Genomic DNA, 14,145 nt, shown 5'->3' on the forward strand with positions numbered 1-14,145 from the left:
TTAACCTTTCGCCGCGCTATCTGCCGGAACCAAATCGATTTATGATGGCTTGTCGAAGTGAACTCCAGACGTCGGGAGGCCTCGATGGGAACCACAAGATTCATGTTCGCGGGCGCCGCGGTCCTCGGCATGCTCGCAACCAGCGCCTTCGCTGACGACATGACCGGGATGATCACGCGGATCGATCGGCTCAACGGCACGATCTCAATCCAGCAGACGCAGAAGGGCACGGTCGGCGCCAGCACCGGCAGCGCCGGCGCGCTGCAGGAGTACAAGGCCAAGGATGCCGCGATGCTGGACGCCGTCCATGCCGGCGACAGGGTGAGCTATTCTGCGACCGAGACCAACGGTACGGGCACGTTGACGAAGTTGCAGAAGCAGAAGCCGTAACACCGTCTTTCGTCTCCCGCTTGCAAGGACAGGCAGAGCACTTCGCCCAACCGTTACTGGTCCGGGCGCGGTTCCGGCTGCGCTTCCTCGGTCGGAAGTTTTGCTCCCTCCCAGCCGTCGGTGCCGTCGGGATACCAGGCGATGTTGGAATAGCCGTAAGCCAATGCGCGCCTGGCTGCGTTCCAGGACATCCAGCAATCGGCGAGGCAATAGATCACCAGCAGCGCGGCCTTGTCGCCGCGCGAGGCGCGCACAAGGCCACGCTGGAGATAATCGTCCATGGCGCGCGGCAGATTGCCGTAGCCGGTGTCCGGCAGCCAAAGGCTGCCCGGAATGTTCCTGCGCGGCGCATCACGCCACACCGTGCCCGCAGGCAGGTTCTTCGGCTTCGGCGGGCGCGGCATCACATCGACGAAAGCGCCGCTGCTCGCGCGCCAGATCGCCTCCGCCTCTCCGGTCGTGAGCACGCGCGCGCCAGCGAGCGTCGCCGGCACCGGCGCGCGATAATTGTCGGTGCGATAGCCCTCGGGCTCGAACGGCTCCTGCTGCTGCGCCAACGCCGGGACCACGAGCAGGGCAACGACGAACGCCGCAGCAAGCGGCCGGCTCATGGCGCCTTCTTGGCAGTCTCCGCGCCGAGCGGCCGATTGCTCTCGTCCAGCAGCGGCACGCCGAAATCGAGCAGGATCTTGTTGATCTCGCCCTGGTTCTCCTGGATGACCCGGTTGAGCTGCCGCTTCCAGTTCTGGTCGGCGGGACGCACGCCCATGCCGATGCGATAGACCAGCTTCGGCCCGGTGGTCTCCTTCACCAGCGGCGTGACGTGCAGCGAGGAGCCGGCCTTCTTCGCATAATAGCCGGCCATCGGTCCCCAGAGCACGCCGGCGTCGATCTTGCCGGCAGTGAGGTCCTCGATCATCGCCTGCGCCGAATTGTCGAAGCGCGTGTCGATCATCAGCGGATAGGGTTTGGCGTCGCCCATCAGGCCCGCCAACGCCATATTCGTCGCCGGCGGCGTGCCGGCGACGATGCCGATATGCTTGCCCTTCAGGCGTGCGTCCTCCAGCGTGTCGACGTCCTCGAGCCCGCTGCCGGTCTTCGCGACCAGCGCATAGGTCGTGCGATAATAGGGATTGGTGCCCTGCACGAGGTCGTCGCCCTGCGGGAAGCCCATGATGACGTCGCAGCGATGTGCGCCCAGCGTCATTCGCACGAAACCGGTCGCTTGCGGAAAGAAGACGTAGTCGAGCTTCTTCTGCAGCTTGTCCGCCAGGAACTCGGCGAGCTTGTTCTCGAACCCCTCGCCCTTCTCGTTGGAGAAAGGCAGGTTGCGCGGGTCGGCGCAGACGCGCAGCACCTTCGGGTCAACCAGCTCGAACGAGAGATCGCCGGTCTCGTTGGTCTGCGCGAAGGCGATATCGCCGAACGCACAGGATGCGATCACGATGCAGAGTGAAAACCACCAGCGACGATGTCGTCCGGCCTGCGTCATCGCGCTTCCTCCTCGTTTTGTTTGAATGTTATCCATGCAACGCATGACGCGCCACGTGTGCCAACTTTTGCTGGCTTTGCTTTGTTGCAGTGCAATGAGGCCGATCCTTTGAACTGAGGCGGAAAAGTGTCTCGCATCGCTCTCGTGATCGCAGCCTTGTCCCTGGTAGTAGCGACGCTAGCACGCGCCGGAGCGGCCGAATTGCCTGTGAGCGAAGTCGCGCCGGGAATCTTCCTACACTCCGGGACCATCGCGCTGATGAGCCGCGAGAATGAGGGCGACATCGCCAATGTCGGCTTCATCGTGGGAGATGACGCGGTGGCCGTGATCGACACCGGCGGCAGCCTGCGCGAAGGCGAGGCGCTGCTGGCGGCGGTGCGCGCGCGCACGCAGAAGCCGATCCGCTATGTCATCAACACCCATGGCCATCCCGACCACGTCTTCGGCAATGCTGCCTTCGTGGCGGAGGGAGCCAGCTTCGTCGGCCACAGCAAGCTGCCGCAGGCGCTGGCGAGCCGCGGACCGTTCTATCTCGACAATTTCAGACGCATCATGGGCGCCGAGTTGATCGGTCCCGTGAAGATCGTGCCACCGACCCTGCTCGTGACGGACACGCTGACGCTCGATCTCGGATCGCGCCGCTTGACCCTGAGGGCATGGCCGGCCGGGCACAGCGACAACGATCTGACCGTGTTCGACGAGACCACCAAGACCCTGCTTGCCGGCGATCTCGTCTTTCTCCGCCACATTCCGGTGATGGACGGCAGCATTCGCGGCTGGCTCGCTACGCTGAAGGCGTTGGAGACGATCCCGGCGCTGCGCGTTGTTCCCGGTCACGGCCCCGTGAGCGACTGGCCTGCGGCGCTGAGCGATCAACGGCGTTACTTGTCAACGCTGCTGTCCGATGTCCGCGCCCTGAACAAGAAGGGCGCGCCGATCCGCGCCGCTGCGGACAAGGCGGCCACGGAAGAGCGGCCGCACTGGCAGCTGTTCGAGGACTACAACGCCCGCAACGCAACTGCAGCATTTTCGGAAATTGAATGGGAGTAGCGGGCGCGCTACCCTGGCAGAGATCAGCTTCGCTTGATCCAAGGAGCATGACCATGACGGGATGCACACGCCGCCTGCCCCTGATCGCCCTGCTCCTCGGCATCGCCTTCGCCGTGCCGACGCAAGCGGAAGAGGCCTACGATCCCTGGCCGGGCCTGGTGCAGGACATCTTCAGCAACCGGCCGATGAACGACGGCGCCGAGGTGATCGGCATCGAGATGCCCTATCGCGCCGAGGATGCGGCCATCGTGCCGGTGACGCTGCGCAGCAAGCTGTCGCCCGCAGATAGCCGCCGCGTCCGTTCGATCACGCTGGTGATCGACCGCAACCCCGCACCGATGGCTGCGAAGTTCGAGCTAGGCCCGGACGCCAATGTCACGGAAATCTCGACCCGCGTGCGCGTCAACAATTACACCGACGTGCATGCCGTGGCCGAGCTCAGCGACGGCCAGCTCTACGTCTCGAAAGTCTATGTGAAGGCCTCCGGCGGCTGCTCGGCCCCGGCAGCAAAGAACGTGGAAGAAGCCAAGAACCGGCTCGGCCAGATGCGCTACCGGCAATTCGCCCGTGAGGACGGTCCGGCCAGCCGGTTGCGCGAAGCGCAGATCATGATCGGCCATCCCAACAATTCCGGATTGCAGATGGACCAGGTCACCCAGCTCTATATCCCCGCCTTCTTCATCAACCAGCTCAAGCTGACGCAGGACGACAGCCCCGTGCTGTCGATGGAAGGCGGCATCTCGATCTCGGAAGATCCCAACCTGCGCTTCACCTATGTCTCCAACGGCGCCAAGCGTTTCCGCGCGGAAGCGAAGGACACGGACGGGCACGTGTTCCGCAATGAATGGGACGTGGAGAAGCCGGGGACATAGCTGCGTTTCTCGCTGTCATTCCGGGGCGGTCCGCAGGACCGAACCCGGAATCTCGAGATTCTCAGGTGCGCAATTGCGCACCGTAGTTCGATGCTTCGCATCGTCCCGGAATGACGGTGCTTGGATCAAAAACACCTCACCTCGGCTTCCGCCTGCGCGCGCCTCAGGTCATTCACCGCCGAATTCGCCTGCTCCGAGGTGCGAAACTGCACGCCGAGATTGCCGCGCACTTGCGACATGCTGAGCGCGGTCTCGGCGGTAACATAGCGCTCGTAGGGCATGATCGAGGCGACCACGTCGATGGAGCAGGAACATTGCTCGATCGCGGACCGCGTCTCGCCATTGGCCTTCATGCAGCCATAGACGTATTCGGCGCGCGCCGCGGTGGGATAATCATTGGCCTCTTCGGCCCCTGCCGCGCATAGGCTCGCAGCGAGCGCCGTCAATGCGGCGACAATCGGTCGTAGCCGTCCGGCCAGATTCATGCGCGTCCTCCCGCTGGTTGCGAGCCAAGCTATGCTATGCGTATTGTGCTGAAAAGCACTCTGTCAGAGGAAACGGCTCACAAGGTGATGAGAGTTTTGGCACGAATATTGGCGCTCGCAACGGCGCTGGCGCTGACCCTGGTCGCACCGGCCGGCGCCGCGGACACGATCCGCCTTGCGGTGCAGAAGACCGGAACATTCTCGTGGGAGCTGGCCGCGATCCGCAGCGCCGGCCTCGACAAGGAGGCCGGCCTGTCGCTGGAGGTCACCGAGCTCGCGAGCACCGAGGCCGGCAAGATCGCGATGCGCGCCGGCAGCGCCGACATCATCCTGTCGGATTGGCTGTGGGTGTCACGCGAGCGCGCGCTCGGTGCCAAGCTCGCCTTCTATCCCTATTCCAGTGCGCTCGGCGCCGTGATGGTGCCGGCCAATTCGCCGATCAAGACGCTTGCCGACCTCAAGGGCCGCAAGCTCGCGGTCGCCGGCGGGGCGATCGACAAGAGCTGGCTGCTGCTGCAGGCGCGCATGAAGCAGGACGGCATCGACCTGAAGTCGGAAGCAACCATCGTCTATGGCGCCCCGCCCTTGATCGCCGCCAAGTCGCTGGACGGCGAGATGGATGCGAGCCTCAACTTCTGGAATTTCTGCGCCCAGCTCGAAGCCAAGGGTTTTCGCCGCCTCGCCGGGATCGAGGAGATCTTGCCGAAGCTGGGCGCCAAAGGCGCGGTCGCCGCAGTCGGCTATGTCTTCGACGAGAGCTGGGCCGCGAGCCATAAGGAGGCGGTCGCGCGGTTCATCGCGATGACCCGCAAGGCCAAGGAGCTGCTGACGACCTCGGATGCGGCCTGGGACAAGGTCGCGCCGCTCACCGGCACGACCGATCCTGCCCTGCTCAAGACCTACCGCGACCGCTACCGCGACGGCATTCCGCGCCGGAGCATCGATGATGAGGAAACGGACGCGCGCGTGCTGTACCGCGTGCTGGCCGAGATCGGCGGACGCGAGCTCGTCGGCCCCGCAGCCGAGCTCGACCCCGGCACCTTCTATCACGCGGTCCCCGGAGACTGAGGTGCTGCGCCTGCTCTCGTTCGCCCTGTTCCTCGCGATCTGGTGGATTGCCGCGCTCCTCGTCGGCGGCGCAAAACTGCCCTCCCCGCCGGCGGTGCTTCAGGTGATGATAGCGGAAGCATCGAGCGGCGCGTTGTTCCTGCATCTCGGCGCCACGCTGGCGCGCGTCGCGCTCGCCTTCACGCTGGCAATGTCGCTCGGCAGCGCGATCGGCTATTTGATGGGCCGGGTCAAGCTCGCCGACCGACTCGGCGATCCCTGGCTGATCCTGCTGCTCAACCTGCCCGCATTGGTCGTGATCGTGCTGGCCTATATCTGGGCTGGCCTCACCGAAGCCGCCGCGATCGCGGCGATCGCGATCAACAAGCTGCCGACCGCCATCGTCACCTTGCGCGAGGGCACGCGCGCACTCGACCGTTCGCTCGACGAGATGGCGAGCGTGTTCGCGATGCCGCGCTGGCGCGCCTTCCGCCACGTCGTGCTGCCGCAGCTTGCGCCCTATATCGCGGCCTCTGCCCGCTCCGGCCTGTCGCTGGTGTGGAAGATCGTGCTGGTCGCCGAGCTGCTGGGACGGCCGAACGGCGTCGGCTTCGAGATCGGCGTCGCCTTCCAGCTGTTCGACACGCCGCGGCTGCTGGCCTATTCCCTGACATTTGCCGCCGTCGTACTCGTCATCGAAACCTTGCTGGTGCAGCCGTTCGAAGCCCGCGCAAACAGGTGGCGGCCCCGTGCGGCTTGAGGTCGACATCACGGGCAAGACCTTCCGGAGTGCCGCGGGCGGAACGCACGAGGTGCTGGCACCGGTCAAATTCGCGCTGCAATCCGGTGAGGTCGGCGTTCTGATCGGCCCGTCCGGCTGCGGCAAGAGCACGATGCTGCGCATCATCCTCGGACTGGACCACGACTTTGCAGGCCACGTCGCGCGACCGCCGCAGGCGCGGATCGGCATGGTGTTCCAGGAGCCGCGCCTGTTGCCGTGGCGCTCGGTCGAGCAGAATGTAAGGCTGGCTGCACCCGGTGTCGCCGATGCCAAGCTCGCCGAGCTGTTCAAAATCCTGGAGCTGGAAGCGCATCGCAACCATTATCCCGGTGAACTCTCGTTGGGTTTGGCCAGGCGCGTGGCGCTCGCCCGCGCCTTTGCCGTCGAGCCGGATATTCTCGTGCTCGACGAACCGCTGGCATCGCTCGATGACGCTCTCGCCGGACGGCTGCGCGATGAGATTGCAACGCTCGTCGCGAGCCGGCCAGTGATGACGCTTTTGGTGACACACAGCCTGGACGATGCAGTGCGCCTGGGCGACCGGCTGTTCTTCCTGTCGCCGCGACCGGCGCGGATCGTGGCCGAGGTGCCTATCGGCATCCCGCGCGGCACACGCGGCGAGGCCGAGATTGCGGCGATCAAGGCCAGCCTCGCCCAACGAACTCAAGGCGACCGCACTGAGCGAGATGCCTCATAGCCGCTCGCCTGGCGGACGTGCTAGATTAGGCCGGCGGCGGAGCTGATGATGACACGGACAGTCGCCTTCGCAACGCTTGGTCTTGCAGCGCTTAGCCTCGCACTGGTTGCGATGACGGCGGGCGCGCAGGACATGATGCGTGGCGTCGACCTCACTTCCCCCGCGATGGTCTCGGCTGAAATGACGAGGCCGGAGGTCGAGGCCATGTTGGCCAAAGCGAGCCCAAAGCAGCCTGCCGATTTCACTGGCAAGCGCCTGTCGGGTCTCGATCTCTCGGGGCTGGACCTGTCCAACACGGTTCTCCGCGCCGCGCGGCTCAACAAGACAATACTTCGAGACGCCAGGCTGGACGGTGCGATCCTCGATCAGGCGTGGCTGCTGGATGCGGATCTTACCGGCGCAAGCCTGAAGGGCGCCAATCTGTTCGCCTCGCAAATGGCCCGCGCGCGTCTCGACGGCGCGAACCTGTCAGGAGCGCGCATCGCTGCCGACCTCACCGGCGCAACCCTGGTCGGCGCCTCGATCGCGGACGCGCATCTTGGCGCCGATATGCGCAACCAGTCGATGGGGCTGATGCGCGCGGTGCTGAGATCCGCCAACCTGGAACGGCTGAACGCGCGCAACGCAGATTTGTCGCGCGTCGACCTCGAATTCGCAGTCCTCAGGGGCGCCGACCTGAGCGGCGCATCACTGAAAAACGCCCAGCTCGGCGGAGCCGATCTGACCGGCGCCATCGTCATCGACGCCGATTTCGACGGCGCCGATCTCGTCTCGGCGAAGCTGATCGCACCGAACGGCCTTGACCGCGCCAAGAATTTCGACAAGGCAAAGAACCGCGAGCGCCTGATCAGGGAATGACGGCGCCCTTTGGGAGGACTGGCTGATGCGTGGGGTTCTTGCTTTGATCGCGTTGTTGACGCTTGCCGGCGAAGCCGCCGCGCAGACCAAGAGCAAGGGCATAAGGCTCTGGAATCTCACGACGGAGACGATCTCCGGCTTCCAGCTCTCGCCCGCTGGCAGGACCGACTGGGGTCCGAACCAGTGCCTGAACGACAAGGATAAGGAGGTCGACCACGACGAGCGGCTGCGCATCACCGGCATCGAGCCCGGCCGCTACGACGCCAAGGTCAGCTATCCCAATGCACGGCAGTGCATCGTCCGCGACATCGAGATCAAGGCCGACGCGGTGTTCTCGATTGCCGACAAGGATTTGAAGGACTGCAGCAAGTAGCGATTGAATCGATTCTTGCAGCTCACGCCTTGTCGTTCGGGTGCGGATATTCGCAGCGCCACCGCACGGCCTGCCATTTCGGATGCTCGCCGATCCATTGCGCGATATAGGGCGGCGCGGCCATGACGCATTGGCGGGGCGACCCGGAATAGTTGAACACCAGATGCTGCTCTTCGCAGGTCGCTGGCGAGAGCACCGCACACACAGTCACCACCAGGTCAATCGGGTTCATGCCGGAATCCTCTCGCAACGAGCGATGCAGAGATTAGCACATGGAGCTACGCCCCAAGGAAGGGGAAGTTTCAAAGCGCCGAAGCCTCGTCATGGCCGGGCTTGTCCGGCCCTCCACGCCTTGCCTCGTGGAACAAAGAACGTCGATGCCCGGGCCTTCGCCTCGCCGAAGCGGCTTCGGCGCGCAGGCGGGACAAGCCCGGGTATGACGACCTTCCGCGCTAGAAGTTCACGCCGAACACCAATCGCGCCTGATGCCGCTCGAAATTGACGAGATCGAGATTGCCGCCTGAGCCGGCTGGGCGCCCCCAGGCCTGCATGCTCCAGCTCATGGTGAGCCGGGAGCGCTCGGAGAGCTGGAAATAGGCGGTGGGGCCGACAAACAGGGCCTGGCCCGAGAACTCACCGAGGCCGATGCCCTCATATTGCCGGAAGTAGCGCATCTCGCCGCCGAGCAGCACATCGGGGCGCACCCGCACCAGGCCGGCAAACGCGGCGCCGATCGTCGAGCTCTTCTCGGATGCCCCTCCAATCTCGAAGCGCGCCCATTCCGGCTGGTAGATCAGGTTGAGGGCGCCGATGGCGAAGTTCGGGATCAGTTCGCGGTCGAAGGCGAGCGTGAATTCGGTGCCGTACATCCGCCCTTTCGCGCCGCTGGTCTCGTCGATGCGGTCGCCGTGGAGCTCGGCCGCAATCGTGAGGCCGAATGGCGCGCGCTCGCGGTTGAGCAGGCGATAGCGCAGGTCGAGCGAGATGCCCTGGAAGTTGAACTGGCGGCGATCGTCGATATCAGGGACGCCGGTGATGTCGTGCAAGCTGGCGGTACCGCCGACTTCGATACGAAAATTCGGCAGCGGCACCACCTCGATCTCGAGCTCCTGCGCGAGGGCGCGATAGGCCACCCCGCCTTTGCCGAAGCGCCCCGTCGTCTGGCTCTGGAATTCGCGCTCGCCGACATTGCCGACATCGGTGCCGATCATGAAGCCGAAGATGTGCTCGGTATCAAAGCCTTCCTCGGCGCTGGTGCGTGCCGGCGCCAGCACGATCGCGCACGCGATCACCAACCAGAACTTGCAGGCTCTGCCGCCCATGCCGTGCCCCAAAGGCGCGCTCCGCTCTGATGCGGCAGCAGCGCTGACCGAGCACCAGCGTAACACACTGCCGCGGAGCATGGTCGAGATTTTGCGGAAGAGAATTGAAGCTCCTGCACATGCGGCTTTGGTGTCGATCCGCAAAGCACAGAGCACGGCGCGGCGGTGATCCGACACTGCCACGGCGACGACGGCGTTCGCCATCGAAGCCGCAGCAGGTCGTCGGTCTTACTTGCGCGAAGCGCAGGCGTACATGTTGATTTCCATGCCGACCGGCACTTCCACGATCTTCGGAGCTTTCCAAGCCATTCGGGTCTCCCAAGGTATTGAGCGCGACATCGCGCGGCGAAAAACCTAGGGCTGCCTCAAGGGCAGTTCAAGCCTCGATTCGTCTGCCGAGCGCGTCTGTGCCGATTCTTCGCGGCCACATTTCTCTCTCGGACAAAGCAAGTTCCCTCTTGGTCAAGCACGACCAGCGAGACACTGCTTTGTGCAACGCACCGCGCGTCGAATCGACAAGGGTGTCGTCAGCAGCCCTTGTCGGCCATTTCCGCATTCGGCTTGGCGCCTGCGGCGCGCTGAGCCGCCGTCGGCTCGCTCTGCATTTGCCGCTGTGCATCCTCCGACGATGCCGGCGATTCACCGCTGGCACGATTCATCGTGCTGGTCGGCGGATGCTGGCTGGTATCGCTCGCCGAGCCGGACGTGTGCGATTGTGCGGAGCCCACGGTGACCGGACCAGAACCCGCATCCTTGTCAGTGCTGGCGCTGCCGGTGTTGCACGGGCCGGCGACCGCAATCCCGGCGCTCAGCGTCAGGATTGCGCAGGCAGCAAGAATGGAACGCTTCGTGTTCATCTGCATCTCCTCTTCTCCCGCCGCGCAGCCCCGGCGACGGCAGGACATCCGGAGAAACAGGCCGAGCAGCCCGATGTTCCCGAGCGTCAGACCGGAATGGTCGCAAACATTGCGCCCGTCATGTCCGTTCCATCGCGGCGTTCACCGGAGCAATCGCACGAGCGCGCGACCGGCGCGCGAGTTCAGCTCCTTCGCGTCCAGCGTTCCGTCCTTGTCGGGATTCGCTGCGTTGAAGCGCTGCTCGACCACCGACAAATATTCGTCGAGGGTGAGGGTCCCGTCGCGGTCAGGATCGGCGGCGGCGAGTTCTTTCGCGCTCAACCGTCCACGCAATTCGCGTGCATCGAGCGTGCCGTCATGATCGGGATCGAGCTTTGCGAACGTGGCGGCGGCGGCCTTCTTCACCTCGGGAAGATCAAGCGTGCCGTCATTGTCGGTGTCGAACATCTTGACCGCATTGGCGGAGGCCGACCAAGCCGGACCGGCGGACAGTGCAATCACAAGTGCAAGGGCAATTGAGCGAGCCGAAATCATCGAGACCTCCCTGACCTAGAGCCCCCGGATCGATGGGGGCAGAGCCGACATAAATCCACAAGCCGACCTCGGTTCAAGTCCCGACCTGCAACTTGCGCGCGCCACAACCTTCGCGTCGCGGAATTTCTCAGCGTCTGCGCACAAGTTCGAGTTGTCTTTGTCAGGTTTCCGTCAGGTGACCGCCAACGATATCGGCAGGCCACGTACGACTTTCGTATTGACGCGTTTTGGTTTCCGACGGAGTGTTGCAGTCGCAGCGTCAAAAGGCGCGCATATTGGGAGGAACGGATGAAACGCTTTGCGATGGCCGCGGGCCTCGTCATGCTTGCGTCAACCTGTGCAAATGCACAAACCACCGAGCAGCTCGTCAAGGGTGCGACCGACACATCGAACGTTCTCAATTACGGGATGGGCTACAATCTGCAGCGCTTCTCGTCGCTGAAGCAGATCAACAAGGACACCGTCAAGAACCTCGTCCCGGTCTGGAACTATTCATTCAACGACGACCGCAGCGAGGAATCGCAGCCGCTGGTGTACCAGGGCGTGATCTACGTGACCTCGCACAACGCGACGATGGCGGTCGATGCCAAGACCGGCAAGCAGATCTGGAAGACCAAGGTCGAGTACCCCGCCGAGACCCCGCGCATCGTCTGCTGCGGCATCATCAACCGCGGCGCCGCGCTCTTCGACGGCAAGGTGTTCCGCACCACGCTCGACGCCCACGTGATCGCGCTCGACGCCAAGAACGGCAAGGAGCTGTGGCGGCAGAAGGCGGCCGACATCAAGGAAGGCTATTCGATGACGGTGGCCCCCCTCGTTGCCGATGGCGTCGTCATCACCGGCATCTCCGGTGCCGAATTCGGCACAAGGGGCTTCATCGACGGCTGGGATCCGGCAACGGGCAAGCACCTCTGGCGGACCCACTCGATCCCCTCGCCGGACGAGCCCGGCGGCGATACCTGGAAGGGCGACACCTGGAAGCTCGGCGGCGGCTCGACCTGGATCACGGGTTCTTATGACGCCGAGCTGAACACGGTGTATTGGGGCATCGGCAATCCCGGCCCGTTCAACTCGGCCGTGCGCCCCGGCGACAATCTCTACACCTGCTCCGTGCTGGCGATGGATCCCAAGACCGGCAAGATCAAGTGGCATTACCAATTCTCGCCGAACAACCCGTTCGACTACGACGCCGTGGCCGAGATGGTGCTCGCCGACGTGAATGTCGAGGGCAAGCCGACCAAGGCGCTGATGAATGCCAACCGCAACGGCTTCTTTTACGTGCTCGACCGCACCAACGGAAAGCTGCTCGCCGCCAATCCTTACGTGAAGGTGAATTGGGCGACCGGCATCGACATGAAGACCGGACGTCCGATCGAGACCGACGTTTCCAAGGACGCGCGCGAGGGCAAGAAGGTCACGGTCTATCCGTCGATCCTCGGCGGCAAGAATTGGGAGCCGATGTCGTTCAATCCGCAGACCGGCCTCGCCTATGCCAACACGCTCAATTTCGGCGGCAAGTACAAGGCGGAGCCCGTCACCTTCAAGCAGGGTGAATGGTATCTCGGCATGGACCTGTCCGATCCCTGGCAGTTCGACGATGGTCCGCGCGGCTACCTCAAGGCCATCGACCCCATGACCGGCAAGGCCAAGTGGGAGGCGCCGAGCGACATTCCGCGCTTCTCGGGCGTGCTGTCGACCGCCGGGGGCGTCGTGTTCTCGGGTCAGCTGACCGGCGAGTTCGAGGCCTTCGACGCCGACACCGGCAAGAAGCTCTGGCAGTTCCAGACCGGGTCCGGCATCGAGGGACAGCCGGTGACCTGGCAACAGGACGGCGTGCAATACGTCGCGGTGACCAGCGGTTATGGCGGCGTTTACTCGTTGTTCTCCGGCGACGAGCGGCTTGCCAACGTGCCGCCCGGCGGCTCGCTGTGGGTCTTTGCGGTCAAGCAGTAACCACGGCACGATGCTGATCGACGTATCACACAAGACGGTGGCGACGATCGCCACCGTCGCGGCGATGACGGTCGCGCTTGCGGCGACCGTCCGCGCCGCGGATGACGCAACCGGCAATCCCTTGCAGGCGCAGATCGACCACGGCAAGTCGACCTATGCCGAGAAATGCTCGCACTGCCACGGCCCCAACCTGATGAACTCCGGCACCATCACGCCGGACCTGCGCGCCATCCCAGACGACAAGACGCGCTTCGTGACCACCGTGAAGAACGGCAAGAACAACAAGATGCCGCCCTGGGGCGACATTCTCAGCGACGACGAGATCGGCAACCTCTGGGCCTTCGTCTCCAGCCGGAGAAAGCCATGAGGAGCCGGCGTGTTGCCTGGAGCGCGGCAGCCTTTCTGTCCACGATGGCGTCGGCCGCTCTGGCGGCCGACGATCCCCTGAAGGTCTGTCTCGACGAGGACCGGCCGCCGCTCTCGGTGCATCACCGCGGCAAGCCGGATGCCGGCTTCGACGTGCTGCTGGCGCAGGCGATCGCCGAGCGGCTGGGACGCCCGCTGAAGATCCAGTGGTTCGAGAGCAAGCTGGACGAGGATTCGAGCCCGCCGCTCGAGGCCAACGCGCTGCTCTCGGACGGGCGCTGCTCGCTCGTCGGCGGCTACGCGCTGACGCAGGATTCGCTCGTCGCCCCCGGCATGAAGACGGCGCGCTTGCCGGATTTCGCCGGAGCCACGCGCGACGATCGGCGACGTCGCGTCCCGCTCGGCGTGCTCGCGCCGAGCCAGCCCTACATCTATTCGCCGATGACGGTGGTGCTGGGGCCGAAGGCGCAGCGGCGCAAGGTCGGCGACATCGGCGATCTCGCCGGCCTTCGTCTCGTCATCGAAAGCGGGTCGCTCGGCGACGCGATCCTGATGACCTTCGACAAGGGACGCCTGATCGACAACATCACCCACCTCGTCCCCGGCCGCGACGATCTCCTCGGCGCGCTCGAGCGCGGCGACCATGACGCGACGCTGATCGATCTTGCCCGCTTCGACGCCCATCGCGCCGCACACCCGGACACGGCGATCACGGCGTCCGGCTACTATTACCCGATCGGCGCCAATCGCGGCTATGTCGGGCTCGCCAGCGACGGCGCGCTGATCGAGGCCGTCAACAAGGCGCTGACGGAGCTCACGGCTTCGGGCAGGATCGGAGAATTCGGCAAGCAGGCCGGCCTCACCTATCTGCCGCCGCGCGAGCCCGCCATCCTCGGCGATGTCTGGACGAAGATCATCCAGCGGTGACGGTAAGGGCTTTCGTGCCCGGCTGCATCCTCAGTTTTGGAGCATGCATAGCTACATCAACACCGTCGTTGCGAGCGCAGCGAAGCAATCCAGAGTCCCTCCACGGAAAGATTCTGGATTGCTTCGCTGCGCTCGCAATGA

At 64.5% G+C, this 14,145-nt stretch carries 19 protein-coding genes; 11 read left to right on the forward strand and 8 right to left on the reverse strand.

Annotated elements, in window-relative coordinates; all coding sequences use genetic code 11:
* Window positions 1-84: 84 nt before the first annotated feature.
* Window positions 85-390, forward strand: a complete 306-nt coding sequence (locus DCG74_RS31940; protein ID WP_172785563.1) for a copper-binding protein — start codon at window positions 85-87, stop codon at window positions 388-390.
* A gap of 53 nt (window positions 391-443) precedes the next feature.
* Here the strand turns inward: DCG74_RS31940 and DCG74_RS31945 are convergent, their stop codons facing one another.
* Both DCG74_RS31945 and DCG74_RS31950 read right to left on the reverse strand, forming a co-directional pair.
* On the reverse strand, window positions 444-1,001 hold the full coding sequence (locus DCG74_RS31945) for a PQQ-dependent catabolism-associated CXXCW motif protein (protein WP_172785564.1): 558 nt from the start codon (window positions 999-1,001) through the stop codon (window positions 444-446).
* The gene (locus DCG74_RS31950; protein WP_172785565.1) at window positions 998-1,882 is read right to left on the reverse strand and encodes a substrate-binding domain-containing protein; all 885 of its coding nucleotides are present in this window, start codon (window positions 1,880-1,882) and stop codon (window positions 998-1,000) included. Before DCG74_RS31950 ends, DCG74_RS31945 begins: the two co-directional genes overlap by 4 nt.
* A gap of 126 nt (window positions 1,883-2,008) precedes the next feature.
* Between DCG74_RS31950 and DCG74_RS31955 the strand changes: the two genes are divergently transcribed.
* Together DCG74_RS31955 and DCG74_RS31960 are read left to right on the forward strand one after the other, a co-directional pair.
* Entirely contained in the window at window positions 2,009-2,932 is a 924-nt protein-coding gene (locus tag DCG74_RS31955) for a quinoprotein relay system zinc metallohydrolase 2 (protein ID WP_172785566.1), read from the forward strand.
* Window positions 2,933-2,985: 53 nt separating this feature from the next.
* Window positions 2,986-3,804: a quinoprotein dehydrogenase-associated SoxYZ-like carrier gene (locus tag DCG74_RS31960; protein ID WP_172785567.1), complete on the forward strand. Its 819-nt coding sequence runs from the start codon at window positions 2,986-2,988 to the stop codon at window positions 3,802-3,804.
* A 125-nt stretch (window positions 3,805-3,929) separates the two neighbouring features.
* Here DCG74_RS31960 and DCG74_RS31965 read toward each other — a convergent pair whose 3' ends face one another.
* Window positions 3,930-4,289 (reverse strand): hypothetical protein, encoded by a 360-nt coding sequence (locus DCG74_RS31965; protein ID WP_172785568.1) that lies wholly within the window; start codon window positions 4,287-4,289, stop codon window positions 3,930-3,932.
* 87 nt (window positions 4,290-4,376) lie between these two features.
* Here DCG74_RS31965 and DCG74_RS31970 point away from each other — a divergent pair, with 87 nt between their 5' ends.
* Genes DCG74_RS31970 through DCG74_RS31990 form a run of 5 tightly spaced genes read left to right on the forward strand, consistent with a single transcriptional unit; the run spans window position 4,377 to window position 8,045 of the window.
* The gene (locus DCG74_RS31970; RefSeq protein ID WP_172785679.1) at window positions 4,377-5,357 is read left to right on the forward strand and encodes an ABC transporter substrate-binding protein; all 981 of its coding nucleotides are present in this window, start codon (window positions 4,377-4,379) and stop codon (window positions 5,355-5,357) included.
* 1 nt (window position 5,358) lies between these two features.
* The gene (locus DCG74_RS31975; RefSeq protein ID WP_172785569.1) at window positions 5,359-6,096 is read left to right on the forward strand and encodes an ABC transporter permease; all 738 of its coding nucleotides are present in this window, start codon (window positions 5,359-5,361) and stop codon (window positions 6,094-6,096) included.
* On the forward strand, window positions 6,086-6,814 hold the full coding sequence (locus DCG74_RS31980; protein ID WP_172785570.1) for an ABC transporter ATP-binding protein: 729 nt from the start codon (window positions 6,086-6,088) through the stop codon (window positions 6,812-6,814). The genes DCG74_RS31975 and DCG74_RS31980 overlap by 11 nt, the downstream gene beginning before the upstream one ends.
* A gap of 48 nt (window positions 6,815-6,862) precedes the next feature.
* Window positions 6,863-7,672, forward strand: a complete 810-nt coding sequence (locus tag DCG74_RS31985; protein ID WP_172785571.1) for a pentapeptide repeat-containing protein — start codon at window positions 6,863-6,865, stop codon at window positions 7,670-7,672.
* Between the two features lie 25 nt (window positions 7,673-7,697).
* On the forward strand, window positions 7,698-8,045 hold the full coding sequence (locus tag DCG74_RS31990) for a hypothetical protein (protein ID WP_172785572.1): 348 nt from the start codon (window positions 7,698-7,700) through the stop codon (window positions 8,043-8,045).
* A gap of 22 nt (window positions 8,046-8,067) precedes the next feature.
* Here the strand turns inward: DCG74_RS31990 and DCG74_RS31995 are convergent, their stop codons facing one another.
* The 5 genes from DCG74_RS31995 to DCG74_RS32015 all read right to left on the reverse strand — a co-directional run bounded on the left by DCG74_RS31995 (window position 8,068) and on the right by DCG74_RS32015 (window position 10,758).
* Window positions 8,068-8,277: a hypothetical protein gene (locus tag DCG74_RS31995; RefSeq protein ID WP_172785573.1), complete on the reverse strand. Its 210-nt coding sequence runs from the start codon at window positions 8,275-8,277 to the stop codon at window positions 8,068-8,070.
* Window positions 8,278-8,497: 220 nt separating this feature from the next.
* Window positions 8,498-9,367 carry a hypothetical protein gene (locus DCG74_RS32000; RefSeq protein ID WP_172785574.1) on the reverse strand — a complete coding sequence of 290 codons (870 nt, stop codon included), beginning with the start codon at window positions 9,365-9,367 and terminating at the stop codon, window positions 8,498-8,500.
* A 228-nt stretch (window positions 9,368-9,595) separates the two neighbouring features.
* Entirely contained in the window at window positions 9,596-9,676 is an 81-nt protein-coding gene (pqqA, locus tag DCG74_RS32005; RefSeq protein ID WP_008562446.1) for a pyrroloquinoline quinone precursor peptide PqqA, read from the reverse strand.
* 218 nt (window positions 9,677-9,894) lie between these two features.
* Complete coding sequence (locus tag DCG74_RS32010; RefSeq protein ID WP_246570752.1) at window positions 9,895-10,224, reverse strand: hypothetical protein; 330 nt, start codon at window positions 10,222-10,224, stop codon at window positions 9,895-9,897.
* A 141-nt stretch (window positions 10,225-10,365) separates the two neighbouring features.
* Window positions 10,366-10,758, reverse strand: a complete 393-nt coding sequence (locus tag DCG74_RS32015) for a calcium-binding protein (protein ID WP_172785576.1) — start codon at window positions 10,756-10,758, stop codon at window positions 10,366-10,368.
* 288 nt (window positions 10,759-11,046) lie between these two features.
* Between DCG74_RS32015 and DCG74_RS32020 the strand changes: the two genes are divergently transcribed.
* The 3 genes from DCG74_RS32020 to DCG74_RS32030 are packed head-to-tail and all read left to right on the forward strand — an operon-like array spanning window position 11,047 to window position 14,004.
* Complete coding sequence (locus tag DCG74_RS32020; RefSeq protein ID WP_172785577.1) at window positions 11,047-12,711, forward strand: methanol/ethanol family PQQ-dependent dehydrogenase; 1,665 nt, start codon at window positions 11,047-11,049, stop codon at window positions 12,709-12,711.
* Between the two features lie 10 nt (window positions 12,712-12,721).
* Window positions 12,722-13,078: a cytochrome c gene (locus DCG74_RS32025; protein WP_172785578.1), complete on the forward strand. Its 357-nt coding sequence runs from the start codon at window positions 12,722-12,724 to the stop codon at window positions 13,076-13,078.
* Window positions 13,075-14,004, forward strand: a complete 930-nt coding sequence (locus DCG74_RS32030) for an ABC transporter substrate-binding protein (RefSeq protein ID WP_172785579.1) — start codon at window positions 13,075-13,077, stop codon at window positions 14,002-14,004. Before DCG74_RS32025 ends, DCG74_RS32030 begins: the two co-directional genes overlap by 4 nt.
* The last annotated feature ends 141 nt before the right edge of the window (window positions 14,005-14,145 follow it).

This window comes from Bradyrhizobium sp. WBAH42 (genome assembly GCF_024585265.1).
In the GTDB taxonomy this organism is placed as follows: domain Bacteria; phylum Pseudomonadota; class Alphaproteobacteria; order Rhizobiales; family Xanthobacteraceae; genus Bradyrhizobium.